This window comes from Rhodoferax sp. GW822-FHT04A08 (assembly GCF_058801025.1).
The window spans coordinates 89,746-105,126 of the sequence record NZ_JBXAMW010000007.1; the positions used below are offsets into that span (position 1 = coordinate 89,746).

14 protein-coding genes are annotated in these 15,381 nt (G+C 61.3%); 12 read left to right on the forward strand and 2 right to left on the reverse strand.

What is annotated here, in order from left to right:
• From AC1RMF_RS14945 to maiA, 4 genes are all read left to right on the forward strand, one after another.
• Positions 1-714 (forward strand): ABC transporter ATP-binding protein, encoded by a 714-nt coding sequence (locus tag AC1RMF_RS14945; RefSeq protein ID WP_493142460.1) that lies wholly within the window; start codon positions 1-3, stop codon positions 712-714.
• Positions 715-764: 50 nt separating this feature from the next.
• Positions 765-1,820, forward strand: a complete 1,056-nt coding sequence (locus tag AC1RMF_RS14950; protein WP_342620121.1) for a cupin domain-containing protein — start codon at positions 765-767, stop codon at positions 1,818-1,820.
• 68 nt (positions 1,821-1,888) lie between these two features.
• Positions 1,889-2,590 (forward strand): fumarylacetoacetate hydrolase family protein, encoded by a 702-nt coding sequence (locus tag AC1RMF_RS14955; RefSeq protein WP_342620122.1) that lies wholly within the window; start codon positions 1,889-1,891, stop codon positions 2,588-2,590.
• A gap of 9 nt (positions 2,591-2,599) precedes the next feature.
• Positions 2,600-3,238: a maleylacetoacetate isomerase gene (gene maiA, locus AC1RMF_RS14960; RefSeq protein ID WP_342620123.1), complete on the forward strand. Its 639-nt coding sequence runs from the start codon at positions 2,600-2,602 to the stop codon at positions 3,236-3,238.
• 29 nt (positions 3,239-3,267) lie between these two features.
• Here maiA and AC1RMF_RS14965 read toward each other — a convergent pair whose 3' ends face one another.
• A complete protein-coding gene (locus AC1RMF_RS14965) occupies positions 3,268-4,158 on the reverse strand; it encodes a LysR family transcriptional regulator (RefSeq protein WP_342620124.1) in 891 nt (296 codons plus the stop codon).
• Positions 4,159-4,295: 137 nt separating this feature from the next.
• Between AC1RMF_RS14965 and AC1RMF_RS14970 the strand changes: the two genes are divergently transcribed.
• Positions 4,296-4,925, forward strand: coding sequence for an NADPH-dependent F420 reductase (locus AC1RMF_RS14970; RefSeq protein WP_342620125.1), 630 nt, complete (start codon positions 4,296-4,298; stop codon positions 4,923-4,925).
• Between the two features lie 54 nt (positions 4,926-4,979).
• A complete protein-coding gene (locus tag AC1RMF_RS14975) occupies positions 4,980-5,534 on the forward strand; it encodes an ester cyclase (RefSeq protein ID WP_342620126.1) in 555 nt (184 codons plus the stop codon).
• Positions 5,535-5,547: 13 nt separating this feature from the next.
• Here AC1RMF_RS14975 and AC1RMF_RS14980 read toward each other — a convergent pair whose 3' ends face one another.
• Positions 5,548-6,456, reverse strand: coding sequence for a LysR family transcriptional regulator (locus AC1RMF_RS14980; protein WP_342620127.1), 909 nt, complete (start codon positions 6,454-6,456; stop codon positions 5,548-5,550).
• 166 nt (positions 6,457-6,622) lie between these two features.
• Here AC1RMF_RS14980 and AC1RMF_RS14985 point away from each other — a divergent pair, with 166 nt between their 5' ends.
• The 6 genes from AC1RMF_RS14985 to AC1RMF_RS15010 all read left to right on the forward strand — a co-directional run bounded on the left by AC1RMF_RS14985 (position 6,623) and on the right by AC1RMF_RS15010 (position 15,374).
• On the forward strand, positions 6,623-8,290 hold the full coding sequence (locus AC1RMF_RS14985; RefSeq protein ID WP_342620128.1) for a DUF1302 domain-containing protein: 1,668 nt from the start codon (positions 6,623-6,625) through the stop codon (positions 8,288-8,290).
• 14 nt (positions 8,291-8,304) lie between these two features.
• Positions 8,305-9,657 carry a DUF1329 domain-containing protein gene (locus tag AC1RMF_RS14990; RefSeq protein ID WP_342620129.1) on the forward strand — a complete coding sequence of 451 codons (1,353 nt, stop codon included), beginning with the start codon at positions 8,305-8,307 and terminating at the stop codon, positions 9,655-9,657.
• A gap of 15 nt (positions 9,658-9,672) precedes the next feature.
• Positions 9,673-10,743: a WD40/YVTN/BNR-like repeat-containing protein gene (locus AC1RMF_RS14995; RefSeq protein ID WP_493142461.1), complete on the forward strand. Its 1,071-nt coding sequence runs from the start codon at positions 9,673-9,675 to the stop codon at positions 10,741-10,743.
• Positions 10,740-13,157, forward strand: coding sequence for an efflux RND transporter permease subunit (locus tag AC1RMF_RS15000; protein ID WP_493142462.1), 2,418 nt, complete (start codon positions 10,740-10,742; stop codon positions 13,155-13,157). Before AC1RMF_RS14995 ends, AC1RMF_RS15000 begins: the two co-directional genes overlap by 4 nt.
• Positions 13,158-13,221: 64 nt before the next feature.
• Positions 13,222-14,382 (forward strand): alpha/beta hydrolase family protein, encoded by a 1,161-nt coding sequence (locus tag AC1RMF_RS15005; RefSeq protein ID WP_342620132.1) that lies wholly within the window; start codon positions 13,222-13,224, stop codon positions 14,380-14,382.
• A 50-nt stretch (positions 14,383-14,432) separates the two neighbouring features.
• Positions 14,433-15,374 carry a VOC family protein gene (locus tag AC1RMF_RS15010; protein WP_342620133.1) on the forward strand — a complete coding sequence of 314 codons (942 nt, stop codon included), beginning with the start codon at positions 14,433-14,435 and terminating at the stop codon, positions 15,372-15,374.
• Positions 15,375-15,381 lie beyond the last annotated feature (7 nt).

Consider the following 15,381-nt stretch of genomic DNA (forward strand, 5'->3'; position numbering starts at 1 on the left):
ATGAACCCCTTATTGACTGTGACGGGATTGCAGGCTGGCTACGGCGCTGCCCAGGTTCTGTTTGGCGTGGATCTGAGTGTTGGCGAGGGCGAGGTCATTACCCTGCTGGGGCGCAACGGCATGGGCCGCTCCACCACCATCAAGTGCCTGTTTGGATTGCTGGAGCCCAAGGCCGGAGAGATTGCTTTCGGTGGCAAGCGCACGGAACGGCTGGCTTCCCACCAGATTGCCAAGCTGGGACTGGGGCTGGTGCCCGAAGGCCGGCAGATCTTTCCGAACCTGACGGTGGAGGAGAACCTGGTTGCCACAGCGCGCAGCAACGCGGCCAATGGTTTGAAGGATTGGAGCTTGCAGCGCGTGTATGGCTTCTTTCCGCGTCTGGAGGAGCGCCGCTTCAACATGGGCTCGCAGCTCTCGGGCGGCGAGCAACAGATGCTGGCGATTGGCCGCGCCCTGATGACCAACCCGCGGTTGGTGGTGCTGGATGAGGCCACCGAAGGCCTGGCGCCGCTTATTCGCGCCGAGATATGGCGCGCACTAGGCGAGTTGAAGGCTGAAGGTCTATCGCTGATTGTGATCGACAAAAACCTGGGGCCCTTGCTGGAGTTGGCGGACCGTCACTTTGTGATGGAGAAGGGCGTGGTGGTCTGGTCCGGTACTTCGACCCAATTGCGGGCAACCCCCCGCATCGTGCACGAGTACCTGGGTGTCTGAAGAGAACCAGACCACAGCCGTGCGCAGCCTGAATCACTTTGGAGAACCACATGAAAGACAACAACCGTTTTGACACGCTGGGCCGTCTGGAAGACCTGCCGCAGGCCTACCGCGACCAACTTACCCAACGCAATCTGGTTCCGCTATGGCCCAGTCTGCGTGGCGTGTTGCCACCGGATATTCCTGCGCGCAAGACCCAGACCACGCACTGGCCCTATGCCGAGGTTCGCGAGCTGTTGATTCAGGCCGGTGCGTTGACACCGATCGAGAAGGCGGAGCGTCGCGTTCTGGTGCTGGCCAATCCGGGCCATGGCCTGAACAACATGCAGGCCAGTGCCGCCATGTACCTGGGCATGCAACTGCTGTTGCCCGGGGAACTGGCGCCCGTGCACCGCCACACACCCAACGCGGTGCGTATGGTGGTGGAGGGCGAAGGCGCGTGGACGCTGGTGGGTGGCGAGAAGTGCCCCATGCAGCGGGGTGACCTGATCCTCACGCCCACTGGCTTGTGGCACGAGCACGGCCACGATGGAAAGGACCCGGTGATCTGGCTCGATGTGCTGGACCTGCCCCTGGTCTACTACACGGAGACTTCCTACCACCTGGAGGGGCCCAGCCAAAGCGTTACCGAAGGCCAGGGCTTCAAGTCCTATGCACGTGGTGGTGTGGCACCTACCAAGGTGTTCCAGCGCGCAAACAAGGCATACCCCATGCTGCGCTACCCCTGGGCCGATGCCAAGGCGGCACTGCTGTCGCTGGCTGAAGCGCAGACCGGGCCGGACGCTGTGCAGGTCACCTACGTGAATCCGGAAACAGGAGCAGACGCAGAAAACATCCTGGGCTTCTATGCGCTGATGTTGCGCCCCGGAGAAACCTTGCGACTTCCGGCACGCTCACCCGCCCAGGTGTTCCACCAGATCGAAGGCCAGACGGATGTGCAGGTGGAGCAGACCGCCTTCGCCCTGGTCGAGGCGGACACCTGCTGCGCGCCAGGCTATACGGCCGTGACCCTGAAGAACCGCTCTGCCAGTGCGCCCGCCTTCCTGTTTGTGGCAGATGAAGCGCCACTGCATCGCAAATTGGGTGTGTATGAGAACCGGGGCTGAGTCCCTGGCCGCTTGACGTGCCCTTCACCCCATTCCACCTATCAACATCACTGCAAGAAAGCACCACCATGTCACGTTTCCTGTTTACGCCCCCTCCCACCATGTCGTTGGCCATCCGTGGATCGGACGCCCGCTTCCCCATCAACCGACTGTTTTTTGTGGGCCGCAACTACCACGCCCATGCGGTGGAAATGGGGCGCCCCGTGGACAAGTCCGTAGAGCGTCCCTTCTATTTCACCAAGGCACCACAGACCTTGACGGCCTCGGGTGCCACGGTGGCGTACCCACCCGAGACTAGCAACTACCACTTTGAAATGGAAATGGTGGTGGCCATTGGCAAGGCGGGCTTTCGCGTCAAGGCGGAGGATGCCCATACCCTGGTCTACGGCTATGCAGCCGGCCTGGACATGACGCGCCGCGATCTGCAACTGGTAGCGCGTGACAAGGGGCGCCCCTGGGACCTGGGCAAGGACGTGGAGCAATCATCCGTCTGCTCGGAGATTGTTCCCATGGAAGGTGTGATCATTGAAAAAGGCGCCATCGCCCTGGAGGTCAATGGCCAGACCAAGCAGTCGTCCGATGTGGACAAGCTGATCTGGAATGTGCGGGAGCTGATTGCCGATCTTTCCCTGTTCTACCACCTGCAGCCCGGTGACCTGATTTACACCGGCACACCCGAAGGCGTGGGTCCGGTGGTGCCCGGTGACAAGATTACGGGACGGGTGGACGGCGTGGCCGAAGTCGCACTGGCGGTCGGCGCACCCGAGTAGGCAGGTGTGATGAAGCTCCACAACTTCTTTCGCAGCGGCACCTCACACCGCCTGCGCATCGTCTTGAACCTCAAGGGTCTCAGCTACGACTATGTGGCGGTAGACCTGCGCAAGAACGAGCACCAGGGCAATGCATTCAAGGCCCTGAACCCGCAAGGACTGGTGCCCGCGCTGGTGGATGGCGACCATGTGTTGACGCAATCCGTAGCCATCATCGAATGGCTGGAAGAGCGCTACCCCACACCGGCCTTGCTGCCCACGGATATGAACGACAGAGCCCATGTGCGGGCGCTGGCCGCGGTAGTCGGTTGCGACATCCATCCCGTCAACAACAAACGCATTCTGGATACGCTGCGCGCCAGTTTTGGTGCCGACGAGGCTGCCATCAACCACTGGTGCGGCACCTGGATCCGTGATGGGTTTGATGCCTATGAAGCGTTGCTGGCTGCAGATACGCGCCGTGCAGGCTTCAGCTTTGGCAGCGCGCCGACCCTTGCCGATGCCTACCTGATTCCGCAGATCGAAAGTGCACGCCGCTTCAAGGTCGATCTGGGCCGGTGGCCGCTGATCAGCGAAGTGGATGCCAGGTGCGCAGCACTGGACGCATTCCAGCGGGCAGCACCCAAGGCACAGCCCGACGCGTCGTAACGTAAAGCCCCGGGCAACCGTTTCCTGTGTCAGCGCACGTTCTTCAGGGCCTTTACCAGAAAGTCGATCAAGGCGCGCACCTTGGGTGATACGTGTTGGCGCGTTGGATACACCGCATAGATGCCGAACTCGATGGAGCGATAGTCCGGCATCAGTTCCACCAGTGCTCCAGTTTGCAGATCTGCATTCACCATGAAGGAAGGTTGAAGGACCACACCTTTACCTTTGCGCGCGGCGGCAATGCAGGTGTCCCCGCTGTTGGTCCGCATGCGCGGCTTGACGGTGACAGAAACACCACCCTGCGGACCCTCAAAATGCCACTGGTCTCCGGTGGATAGCAAGCTGTAGGAAAGCACCGTGTGGTCCGTCAGTTCGGATGGGTGTCTGGGCCTGCCGTTTTTCTTGAGATAGGCCGGAGAGGCGCAAAGCACCAACCGGGTGGATGCCAACTTCCTGCTCACCAAGGATGAGTTGGGAAGGCGCGCAATGCGCACGGCAAGGTCGTAGCCCTCTTCCACCAGGTCCACGATGCGATCGGCAAAGGTGATGTCCAGCTCAATCTCCGGGTACTTGCCCATGAAGTCGGGCCACAGCGGCGCAAGTTCCCACAGGCCGAACGACACCGGCACATTCACCTTGATCAGGCCTTTCACCGCAATCGATGTGGCGGTGATCTCTTCTTCTGCAATCTCCACGTCGGCTAGAACGGTTTTGCAGCGTCCATAGAACTGCCGCCCTTCTTCGGTGAGTGAGAGCTTGCGGGTGGTCCGGTGCAGCAGTCTGACACCCAGGCGCTGCTCCAGTTCCGCCACGTGGCGCGACACCGCTGGCTTGGACATGTTCAGTGCGTCGGCAGCCTGCACAAAGCTGCCACCGTCAACAACGGCAGCAAAGGTCTTCATTTCCAGAAATTTGTCCATTTGTTATGAATATCGGAATAGTTCATGTCATTCAACCATATTTATCTTATTGGTTGCAATAAATACAGTTCACACATGCCTTCCAGCAACCGTGTGAAGGCTTTGAAGTTACCTACCAACCATTGAAAGGAAATCGTATGAAAGTTCTCGTTATCGGTGCCGGCAACATGGGTTCGGCCTTCGTCAAGCAAATCTCTGCCGCTGGCCATGAAGTCAGCGTTGCTGCACGTGACGCAACCAAGGTCGCCGCATTGGCTGCCCAATACCCGGGCGTGAAGGCGGTGCTACCCGCATCGGCCGCCGACGGCAAGGATGTGGTCGTGCTGGCCACAGGTTACGCCGATGCAGTGAGCGCGTTGCAGTCCGTGGGCAATCTGCAAGGCAAGGTGGTGGTCGACATCACCAATCCGCTGACTGCCGACTACATGGGTTTGACGTTGGGCCACAGCACGTCCGCCTCTGAAGAGATTGCCAAAGCCGTTCCCGGCGCGCTGCTGGTCAAGGCGTTCAACACGCTGTTTGCCCAGGTTCTGGCCCAGGGCGCCACGCTGGCCGATGGCAACAAGGCCACCGTCTTCTATGCAGGTGACAGCGATGCCGCCAAGCAGACAGTCAAGGCTCTGGCCGAGAGCTTGGGTTTTGCCACAACGGATGCCGGCGGTCTGAAGAACGCACGTTATCTGGAGCCCTTGGCCGGCTTGAACATCTATTTGGGCTATGGCGCCGGTCGCGGAACCGGGATTGCACCAACCTGGATTGGCGCGTAGGCGCATCGCTTTTGAAAACAGAAGCATTCACTTTTACATCACAAGGTATTCACCATGCACAACGTTTCAATCAAGTCTCTTATTGCTGTAGCCGTGATTTCCACCATGGGTTTTGCCCAGGCACAGACACCCGCAGAGAATCCCACCACACCGCCGCCCAAGCATGAAAGGCAGGCACCGCGTGTAGAGCGCAATCTCAAGGTTTTCGACACGCTGGACTTTGATGTGTTCAGCAACCAGAAGTGGGACCGTCTGAAGGAAAGCCATTCGACCGATATCGTGGTGACCTGGCCGGATGGCCACGAGACCAAGGGCATTGAGCACCACATCGATGACCTGAAGGCCATGTTTGTGTTTGCACCGGACATCACCATCAAGGAGCATCCGATCCGTTTTGGCTCCGGTACCTGGACCTCGGTCACCGGCGTGATGACGGGGACCTTTACCAAACCCATGCCGATTGGAGACGGCAAGACGATTGCACCCACCGGCAAGCGCTTTGCCATTGGCATGGCCACCATCGGTCACTGGAGCGGCAAGACGATGGACCATGAATGGTTGTTCTGGGACAACCAGGACTTCATGAAGCAACTCGGCCTGGGCAATTAAGCCAGCAGCTGCACTATTCAAGATCCATTTCACGCGCCGCGATCTTGAGGGCATTGCGCAGCCAGACCAGGCCCGGGTCGTTGGAGCGGTATTTGTGCCACTGCATCACCTGGGTCATGGGCTCGATCTTCACTGGCATGGGGCGACTGACGACGGGCAGGGCGCGTGCTGCTTGCCGGGCCAGTCGCTCGTGAATGGTCACTATGAGTGAGGTGTTCACCACCATGCGGGGGGCGGTGGCAAAGCTGAAAGTGGTGACGTCTATCCTGCGGTGAATTCCTTTGGCCGCCAACGCGGCTGTCTCATAAGCCGTTCCGTTATTGGGTTGCATCACCACATGTCCATGGGCAAGGTATCGTTCCAGCGTCAGCTCGCCGTGTGCCAACGGTGATTCCTTCCACACGAGGCATTGAAACGACTCGTTGAACAGGTGCTCGGTGAGGTGCTCCGTAGAGGCGAATCGTTCAGGGATGATCATCAGATCCACCTCGCCGCGCTCCAACGCGCGCTGTGGATTGACAACCTGTGGCAACAGGATAAGCCGCACCTTGCATGACTGTCTGTGCATCAGCGACAGTAGGTGGGGTACCAGTACGGCACTGGTGTAATCCGACACCGTGAGCCGGAACTCCCGGTCAGAAACACTGGGGTCAAACCGCGGTTGTGAAACGACCGCCGCCTCCACCCGTATCAATACGTCCCGCACTGGATCCTTGAGCGCCAGCGCGCGCGGAGTGGGCTCCATGTGCCGCCCCACCTGGACCAGCAGTTCATCATCAAAGAACTCCCGCAGGCGCGCCAATGCATTGCTCATGGCCGATTGCCCGATGTGCACCTTGTCGGCCGCTCGGGTGATGCTTTCCTCGCTCAGCAGCGCGTCCAGCGCAACCAGCAGATTGAGATCCAGTTTGTTGAAACGCATGGCTTGGTGTTAACCCTTGAGGAATCACTGCTATCAATACAGAGCATTGAATTAATCCATTTTCCAGATGGATGGTAACTCCGTACAGTCCGCCCAGTCCCGTTGATGGACGTCAAATTTTTGGCGCCATCAAACGTGTGACTACAAAAAATATCTGGAGACAAAAATGAAGAAACCGCAATCGCACAGGGCGCTGGCACGTCGATTGACCGCCATCAGCGCAGCTTCGATCATGGTCAGCGGAGTGCAGGCCATTGAACTGGATACAGGTAACTCGGACATCAAGGCGCGCTGGGACAACACCGTCAAGTACAGCACTGCTTTTCGTATGAACAGCGCATCGCCCTCTCTGGCGAGCACCCGTTTCGGTCCTACAGGTGTCGTGGGGCCCAACAACAGCAACCAAGACGACGGTGACAACAACTTCGGAACCGGCGTGGTATCGAACCGGTTCGACCTGTTCAGTGAGTTGGATGTGCAGGCCCAGAACTACGGACTGCGCCTGAGCGGCGCGGCCTGGTACGACTCGGTATACAACGGCAATACGTCCAATTCGACGACGACTTCAAACCACCAGCCCGCAAGCGAGTTCGCCTCGGAAACCCAGAAGATCATGGGCCGCAACGAGGAGCTGCTGGACGCCTTTGTATGGGGCCGCTTCGACCTGGCGGACAAGCCGGTCACCTTGCGCCTGGGCCGCCACACGTTGCTGTGGGGCGAGACCCTGTTCTTCGGTGCCAACGGCATCGCGGGCGGGCAGGCGCCGCTGGATCTGGTCAAGCTGCAGTCGGTGCCCAACTCCCAGTTCAAGGAAATCGCACGCCCCACCGGCAAGCTCTCGGGGCAGATCCAGCTCACCGACGACGTGACCCTGGGCGCCTACGTCGGCTACGAATGGGAGAAGACCCGCATGATGCCCGTGGGCTCCTACCTGTCGACCACCGATACCTTGGGTCCGGGCGCTGAACGCCTCAATGCAGGACCGACCGGTGTGTTTGTGAAGCAAGCTGACATTGACGCTAGCAACACGGGCGAAGGTGGCCTGCAATTGCGCTGGCACGCCGAAAGCATAGAGACGGATTTCGGCTTCTATGCCATCCAGTACAACGCCACCGCACCGAGCAACATCTACACCACGCTCACAGGATTTCCGGGCAATCTGACTGCCAGCAGCTACCGTTGGGCGTTTCACGAGGGCATCCGGTCATTTGGCATGAGTGCAGCCAAGACGGTGGGCGCCTGGAGTCTGGCGGGCGAAGCTTCGATCCGGCAGAACACGCCGTTATCCAGCTCGGGGCAATCTGTCATACCTGCCATCGGCGTGGGCGTGAACTACGACAACAAGAACAACCCCGGATACGCAGTGGGTGAAACAGCTCACCTGAACTTCTCCTGGCTGGCAAGCCTGGGCCCCAGCTTCATTGCTCAGGAAGCCAGCTTTGTGGGAGAGATTGCCTGGAACGCCCGCACAGCAGTCACCAAGAACGAGCAGATGCTCAACCCCAACGCGGACCGCGAGGCGACGGCCATGCGCATGGTGTATTCCCCCACATACCGCCAAGCCCTTCCCGGCATCGACCTCACACCCAGCGTGGGTCTGGGCTACACCTGGGGCCGCTCTTCCGCCGTTGGAGCCGCGTTCGGCCCCAACGAAGGTGGAGACATCAACGTGGGCATATCCGGGACCTATCTCGGCAAGTGGGTTGCCTCGCTCAACTACGTTCACTACCTGGGCCAGGCTGGTGGCTCGACCGACAACAACAACAACGTGCAGTTCCTGCAGTCACTGGCAGACCGGGACTTCGTGAGCCTCTCGCTGCGCGCAACTTTCTGAGGATGGAGACCACTATGTATTCACACACCCGAAATGGGCTGATTGGTTTGTTTGCGGCATTGGCTTGCACAGTGCCCGCCTGGTCAGCTGTCAGCGCTGATGAAGCCGCCAAGCTGAAGAGCGAACTCACGCCTCTGGGCGCAGAGAAGGCGGGCAACAAGGACGGCAGCATTCCCGCATGGACCGGAGGCTTCACCGGCAAGATTGCCGGAGACAAAGAAGGGGGGCGCCGTGGCGACCCTTTCAAGGGAGAGAAACCGCTTTATTCGGTCACCGCCAAGAACATGGCGCAGTACGCTGACAAGCTCTCCGATGGCGTCAAGGCACTGTTGAAGAAGTACCCCGAGAGTTACCGGCTGGACGTCTACCCCACCCACCGCACCGCCATGGCGCCGCAATGGGTGTACGACAACACGGCCAAGAACGCACTGACCGCCAAGCTCGAAGGTGATGTGCCCAGTGGTGCCTATGGCGGAATTCCCTTCCCCATTCCCAAGAATGGCGTCGAAGCGATGTGGAACCACAAGCTGGCCTGGCGCGGCGAGTCCTGGGAGGCCGAGCTCAACCAGTACCAGCTCACATCGGACGGCAAGGTCGTGCTGACCACCGACGGCCTGATCCGCCAGCGCATGCCTTATTACTTCAAGGACAGTTCGGCAGAAAAGTTCGATGGCTACTTCTGGGAGGTGAACCTGGTCAATGCAGGTCCTCCGATCCGGGCCGGTGAAATGATTGCCGGACGGCAGAACGTGGATGAAGACAAGTCCCAGTCCTACGTCTACCTCACAGGTCAACGCCGTGTACGCAAGCTGCCCAACGCCTGCTGCGACACGCCCACACCGGCTTCTGCAGGCGTGATGTCGTTTGACGAATTGAGCGTCTTTTCCGGCACTACCGAGCTATTCAACTGGAAGCTCGTGGGCAAGAAGGAAATGCTGATCCCCTACAACAACAACAGCTTCCTGCAAGCCAAGGACAGTGAGGCCGTCACACCCCGCCATCTGAACCCGAGCTATGTGCGTTGGGAACTGCACCGCGTGTGGGTTGTCGAAGCCACGCTGAAGCCTGGCCAACGCCACCAGGCGCCCAAAAGCACCTACTACCTGGATGAAGATACCTGGGTGGCCAATCTGGGTGATCGATGGGATGCCAAGGGGGATCTGTGGAAGACCCTGTGGCTCTTCAATTATGTGATGCCCGATGCCCCAGGCACGGTGCAACAGACCTTCGGGTTCTATGACCTTCAGTCGGGCAACGGCTATGTAGCCAACGTACTCAACGACAAGTCTTTCCACCACCGCTTCACCAAGCGCTGGCCGACCGATGTGTTCACTGGTCAGGGTCTGGCTGCCCAAGGCGTTCGCTAACCCAACCACTGCCACGTGCTGACAGTTCCCCACATGCTCAAGACCTCTCTTGCCGTTGCCGTGTTCGTGGCAATGGGTGCCAGTTCCATCCCTTCTCAAGCCACCCCGGTGGGCGAGGCTTTGCAGCGCCCGGCACTGCAGGTGCTGCATCCCGAGCGGGCCGTCCTTCTTTCGGCGACCTGGGCGGGGCGGCGCATTGTTGCCGTCGGTGAACGTGGCATCGCCATCTATTCGGATGATGGTGGCACGCACTGGCGACAGGCCAAGGTGCCAACCAGTGTCTCGCTCACAGCAGTGCAGTTTTTCGGCGACCACCGCGGCTGGGCGGTGGGCCATGGCGGCGTGGTGCTGACCACGGTGGATGCGGGACAGAGCTGGACCCTGCAGCTCGATGGCAGGCAGGTGGCAGCCCTGGTGGCCAAGAGCGCGCAGGCCAGCGGTGACGCCAAGGCGCAGGCCGAGGCCGACCGTTTGATTGCCAGCGGACCGGACAAGCCCTTTCTGGACCTGCATTTTCTCGATGCGCAGCGCGGCATGGTGGTCGGCGCCTACGGGCTGGCATTGACGACGCAGGACGGTGGCAAGACTTGGTCGTCCATGGGGGCGCGCCTGGACAACCCCGGCGGCATGCACTTGTATTCCCTGCAGTCCCAGGGCGAGAAGCTGCTGATCGCCGGTGAACAGGGCCTGGTTCTGCTGTCGCTGGATGCGGGTGCCAACTTTCGTCGCCTGAAAGTGCCGTATGACGGCACCTTCTTCCGCGCATCGTGGCTGGGGGATCGTTCCTTGCTGGTGGCGGGGCTGCGTGGGCAACTGTGGCGCAGCGACGATCTGGGAGTGTCCTGGGCGCAGGTCAGCGCACCGGTGCCAGTGTCATTCTCGGCAATGGTGGCGGACCCGCAGGGCACGCTGTGGCTGGCCAATCAGGCGGGCGGGCTGTTTGCGTACACGGGAGAGCAACTGCGTCCCATGGCCCAGAGCGCATTGCCACCCACAGCCGGCTTGCTCGCGCTGGATGCCGGTCGTCTGCTGGCGCTTACCGTGCAGGGTGCAATCGTTGTTCCCACGGCAGGAGCCCGCCCATGAGTGCGCATGTTTCCTCCGGTGTGGTGCCTCTCACTGCACTGAGCGACTTTGATCACCAGTCCGGCTCGGTGGTGGAGCGCCTGCTGTTCAACAACCGCCGTCTGGTGGTGTTCGTGTGTCTGTTGATCACCCTGGTTCTGGGCTGGCAGGCGTCCAAGCTGCAGCTCAACGCCAGCTTCGAGAAGACCATTCCGGTTCACCATCCCTACATCCAGAACTACCTGGCCAATGCATCGCAACTGAGCGGCTTGGGCAACGCGGTGCGCGTGGTGGTGAGCAATCCCAAGGGCAGCGTTCTGGATGCCGACTACATGGAGACGCTGCGCAAGCTCAACGACGAAGTCTTTTTGCTGCCCGGTGTGGACCGCTCGCGCATGAAGTCGCTCTGGACGCCCAGCACGCGATGGGTCGGCGTGACCGAGGAAGGTCTGGAAGGTGGCCCCGTCATCCCCGAGCATTACGACGGCAGCCCGAAGAGTTTGCAACGCCTGCAGGCCAACATCCTGCGCTCGGGCCAGGTGGGCCAGCTGGTGGGGCTGGACATGCGCTCCAGCATGATCTTCGTGCCGCTCCTGGCCCAGGACGCTGAGGGCAGGCCGCTGCAATACGGAACCTTGTCGGTACAGCTCGAACAGCTGCGCAGCAAGTACGCCAGCGCCGGTGTGGACATCCACATCACCGGCTTTGCCAAGATTGCCGGTGACCTGATCGAAGGCGTGCGCGAAGTGCTGGTCTTCTTTGCCATGGCGGTGGCCATTGCGGCTGCCATGGTCTTCGCCTACACCCGTTGCATCCGCTCGACGGCGCTGGTGGTCTGTGCCTCGCTGGTGGCCGTGGTGTGGCAGATGGGCCTGCTACCGCTGCTGGGGCAGTCGCTGGACCCGTACTCCATCCTGGTTCCGTTTCTCATCTTCGCCATTGGCATGAGCCACGGCGCACAGAAGATGAACGGCATCATGCAGGACGTGGGCCGTGGCATGCACAAGCTGCTCGCTGCCCGCTTCACCTTCAGGCGCCTGTTCCTGGCGGGACTGACTGCGTTGCTGGCGGATGCGGTGGGCTTTGCCGTGCTGCTGTCCATCGACATCCAGTCCATCCGCGAGCTGGCTCTGGCAGCCAGCATGGGTGTGGCGGTACTGATCTTCACCAACCTGATCCTGCTGCCCATCCTGCTGAGCTATACCGGTGTCAGCGCACGTGCCGCCGCACGCAGCCTGCGTGCCGAAGCGGCCGACAAGACCGGCGCCGCACGGCACCCGCTGTGGCGGTTTCTGGACCTGTTCACCCAGCGCCGCTTTGCGACGCTCGCGCTGGGTCTGGCCGCACTGCTGGCGGCGCTGGGATACGGTGTGGGCGCGCAACTCAAGATCGGCGACCTGGACCCGGGTGCGCCTGAGCTGCGTGCCGACAGCCGCTACAACCGCGACGTTGCCTATGTCAACCAGGCGTACGGCGCCAGCAGTGACGTGCTGGCCGTGATGGTGTCCACACCCGAGGGCGCCTGCTCCGACTACAACACGCTCAACAAGCTGGACGCACTGGAGTGGCAGATCCGCCAGCTCGATGGCGTGGAGAGCACCAACTCGCTCTCCCTGCTCAACCGGCGCGTGCTGACGGGCTTGAGCGAGGGCAGTCCTCTGTGGTACGAATTCCTGCCCAACCAGTCCATGCTCAACACCGTGACTGCAGGCGCGCCCCGCACCGGCTTGTACAACGACAGCTGCAACCTGCTCACGCTCTACATCTACCTGCGTGACCACAAGGCCGATACGCTGACGCGTGTCACCGATGCGGTGGAGGCGTTTGCTGCGGACAACGACACGGCCCAGGTCAAGTTCCAGCTGGCAGCAGGCTCTGCCGGAATCGAGGCCGCAACCAACAGCGTGGTCAAGCACGCCTGGCGGCAGATGCTGCTGCTGGTCTATGCGGCCGTGTCCCTGCTGTGCTTCATTACCTTCCGCAACTGGCGCGCCGTGGTGGTTGCCGTGTTGCCCCTGGTGCTGACGTCGTTGCTGGCCGAAGCCCTCATGGTGGGCCTGGGTCTGGGCGTGAAGGTGGCCACCTTGCCGGTGATTGCGCTGGGTGTGGGCATAGGCGTGGACTACGCGCTCTACATCCTGAGCGTCACGCTGGCACGCCTGAAGGCCGGTGACAGCCTGTCCGATGCCTACTACCGCGCGTTGCTGTTCACCGGCAAGGTGGTGGTGCTCACCGGCGTGACGCTGGCCGCCGGCGTGATCACCTGGGTGGCCAGTCCCATCAAGTTCCAGGCCGACATGGGGCTGCTGCTGGCCTTCATGTTTCTCTGGAACATGCTGGGTGCCCTCGTACTGGTTCCCGCCCTGGCGCACTTTCTCCTCAAGCCAGCAGGGCAGGCATCGCCAGTGCCCGCCATGGCAAGTGCGCATCCATGACAAATCCCTTTTTCATCAACCTGGCTGACAACAGCTTTCGCCTTTTTCTTTAAAGCACTCTCTTATGTTCAAGTACTTTCCTACCAACTACGTCTGGAATCTCTCCGTCGCGCTCGCCATTGAAATGGGCGCACGCATCGGCGAAATCGAAGTCATGTGCGGCCCGCTGCAAGATGCTGCCAAAGCGCCTGATGCCGCCGGAACCCAGGCCTTCCGCGAGACCTGGGTGCAGATGGCTGACCGCCTGTGTGAACTGGCCGATGAGGACAAGGCCCGGGGCCGACTGTTTTCCGCCGGTGAAAAGATCAACCGGGCTGCCAGCTACCTGATCACGGCCGAGCGCCTGCAGGCACATGGCTCCCCCGGTCGCCTGGCGCTGTACCGCCGCCACCTGGACCTGTTTGCCGAAGGTGTGCGCCTGAGTGGCGAACGCTGCGAGCGCGTCGAGATCCCCTACGAGGGCAAGCACTTGGCTGCCCTGTACATACCGGCCGAAGGCGTGAATGGCCCCGCACCGCTGCTGGTGCAAGTGAACGGCCTGGACTCCACCAAGGAGATGAAGTACCGAGTTGGCCTGCCGGCCTGGCTGGCAAAGCGGGGTGTGGCTTCGCTGATCGTGGACCAGCCGGGCACCGGCGAGGCATTGCGCCTGCAGGAGCTCACCGCGCGCTATGACAGCGAACATTGGGCCAGCCGCGTGGTGGACTGGCTGGAGACCCGCAGCGATGTGGATGCCAAACGCATCGGCATGGAGGGCGTCTCATTGGGTGGCTATTACTGCCCCCGTGCCGTGGCCTTTGAGCCGCGCTTTGCCTGCGGTGTGGCCTGGGGTGCCAACCACGATTGGCGTGACGTGCAGAAGCGCCGGCTGGAAAAGGAAGGAACCTTCCCCGTGCCGCACTACTGGTCGCATGTGTGCTGGGTCTGGGGCGCAAAGGACATTGACGACTTCATGCGGATCGCCGAAGACGTGCACCTGGATGGCGTGGTGGAAAAGATCAAGGTGCCTTTCCTGGTCACCCATGGCGAGAAGGATTCGCAGATTCCTCTGCACTGGGCCCACCGCACCTATGAGCAACTCACCAACAGCCCCAAGCGCGAGCTAAAGGTGTTTACCGAGCGCGAGGGTGGTGTGCAGCACGCCAGCTTCGACAACTCCATCAACGCCGGTCAATACATCGCCGACTGGGTCGCCGAGACCCTGGGGGGCCGCACGGCGGCGTGAACCGAGAGCACATCCACAACAGCATTCACATGACAACCAACAAACACACTATGAACATCATCGGACCTGACGCACTTGTCTTTGGCGTGGATGACGTGGCGGCCTGCCGCCAATACCTGATTGACTACGGCCTGACCGAAGTCGGCAGTGGCCGCTTTGAAGCCTTGGACGGCACTGCCGTGGAAATCCGTTCCAAGGACGATCCCTCCCTGCCAGCGCCCATGGGTACGGCCAGCATGTTGCGCGAAACGGTGTACGGCGTGGCTGACGTGGCGACACTGGACGCCATCGAGGCCGAGCTGCAGCGTGACCGCAGCGTGACGCGCCAGGGCGGCGTGGTCCGCGCGCTGGACGACATGGGCTTTGCATTGGCTTTCCAGGTCACGGTGCGCCGCCCTCTGGATCTTCCGGCCGAGGGCGTCAACGCGCCCGGCTCCGTGCCGCAACGCCGCGCCAACACCGTGGGCGTGCGGCAGGACATGGCGACCGTGCCACGCTCGCTCTCGCACGTGGTGTATTTCGTCCCCGATTCGGCCAAGGCCGAGGCTTTCTACCAACGTCTGGGTTTCGTCTGCACCGACCGCTTCACTGGCACCGGCCCCTTCCTGCGTCCGGCGGGCACGACCGATCACCACACGTTGTTCATGATCCAGACGCCGCCCTTCATGAAGGGCTGCGAACACTTCACCTTCCACATGGGCGGGCCGACGGAGCTGCTGCTGGCCGGTACGCGGTTCGTCGAGAAGGGCTACCAGAGCTTCTGGGGACCGGGTCGCCACAAGTTTGGCAGCAACTGGTTCTGGTACTTCAATTCCCCCATGGGTTGCCATGTGGAGTACGACGCCGACATGGACCTGCACGACGACAGCTGGGTCGCGCGTGAAGCGCCCATCAGTGCCGATACGTCGCAGCTGTTCCTGCTGCAACACCGCGAGAAATGGGCCCCGGGCGGCCCGCCCCCCGGTGCCAAGCCCGGCGCTCCCGCGCCCTGAGTTGCGG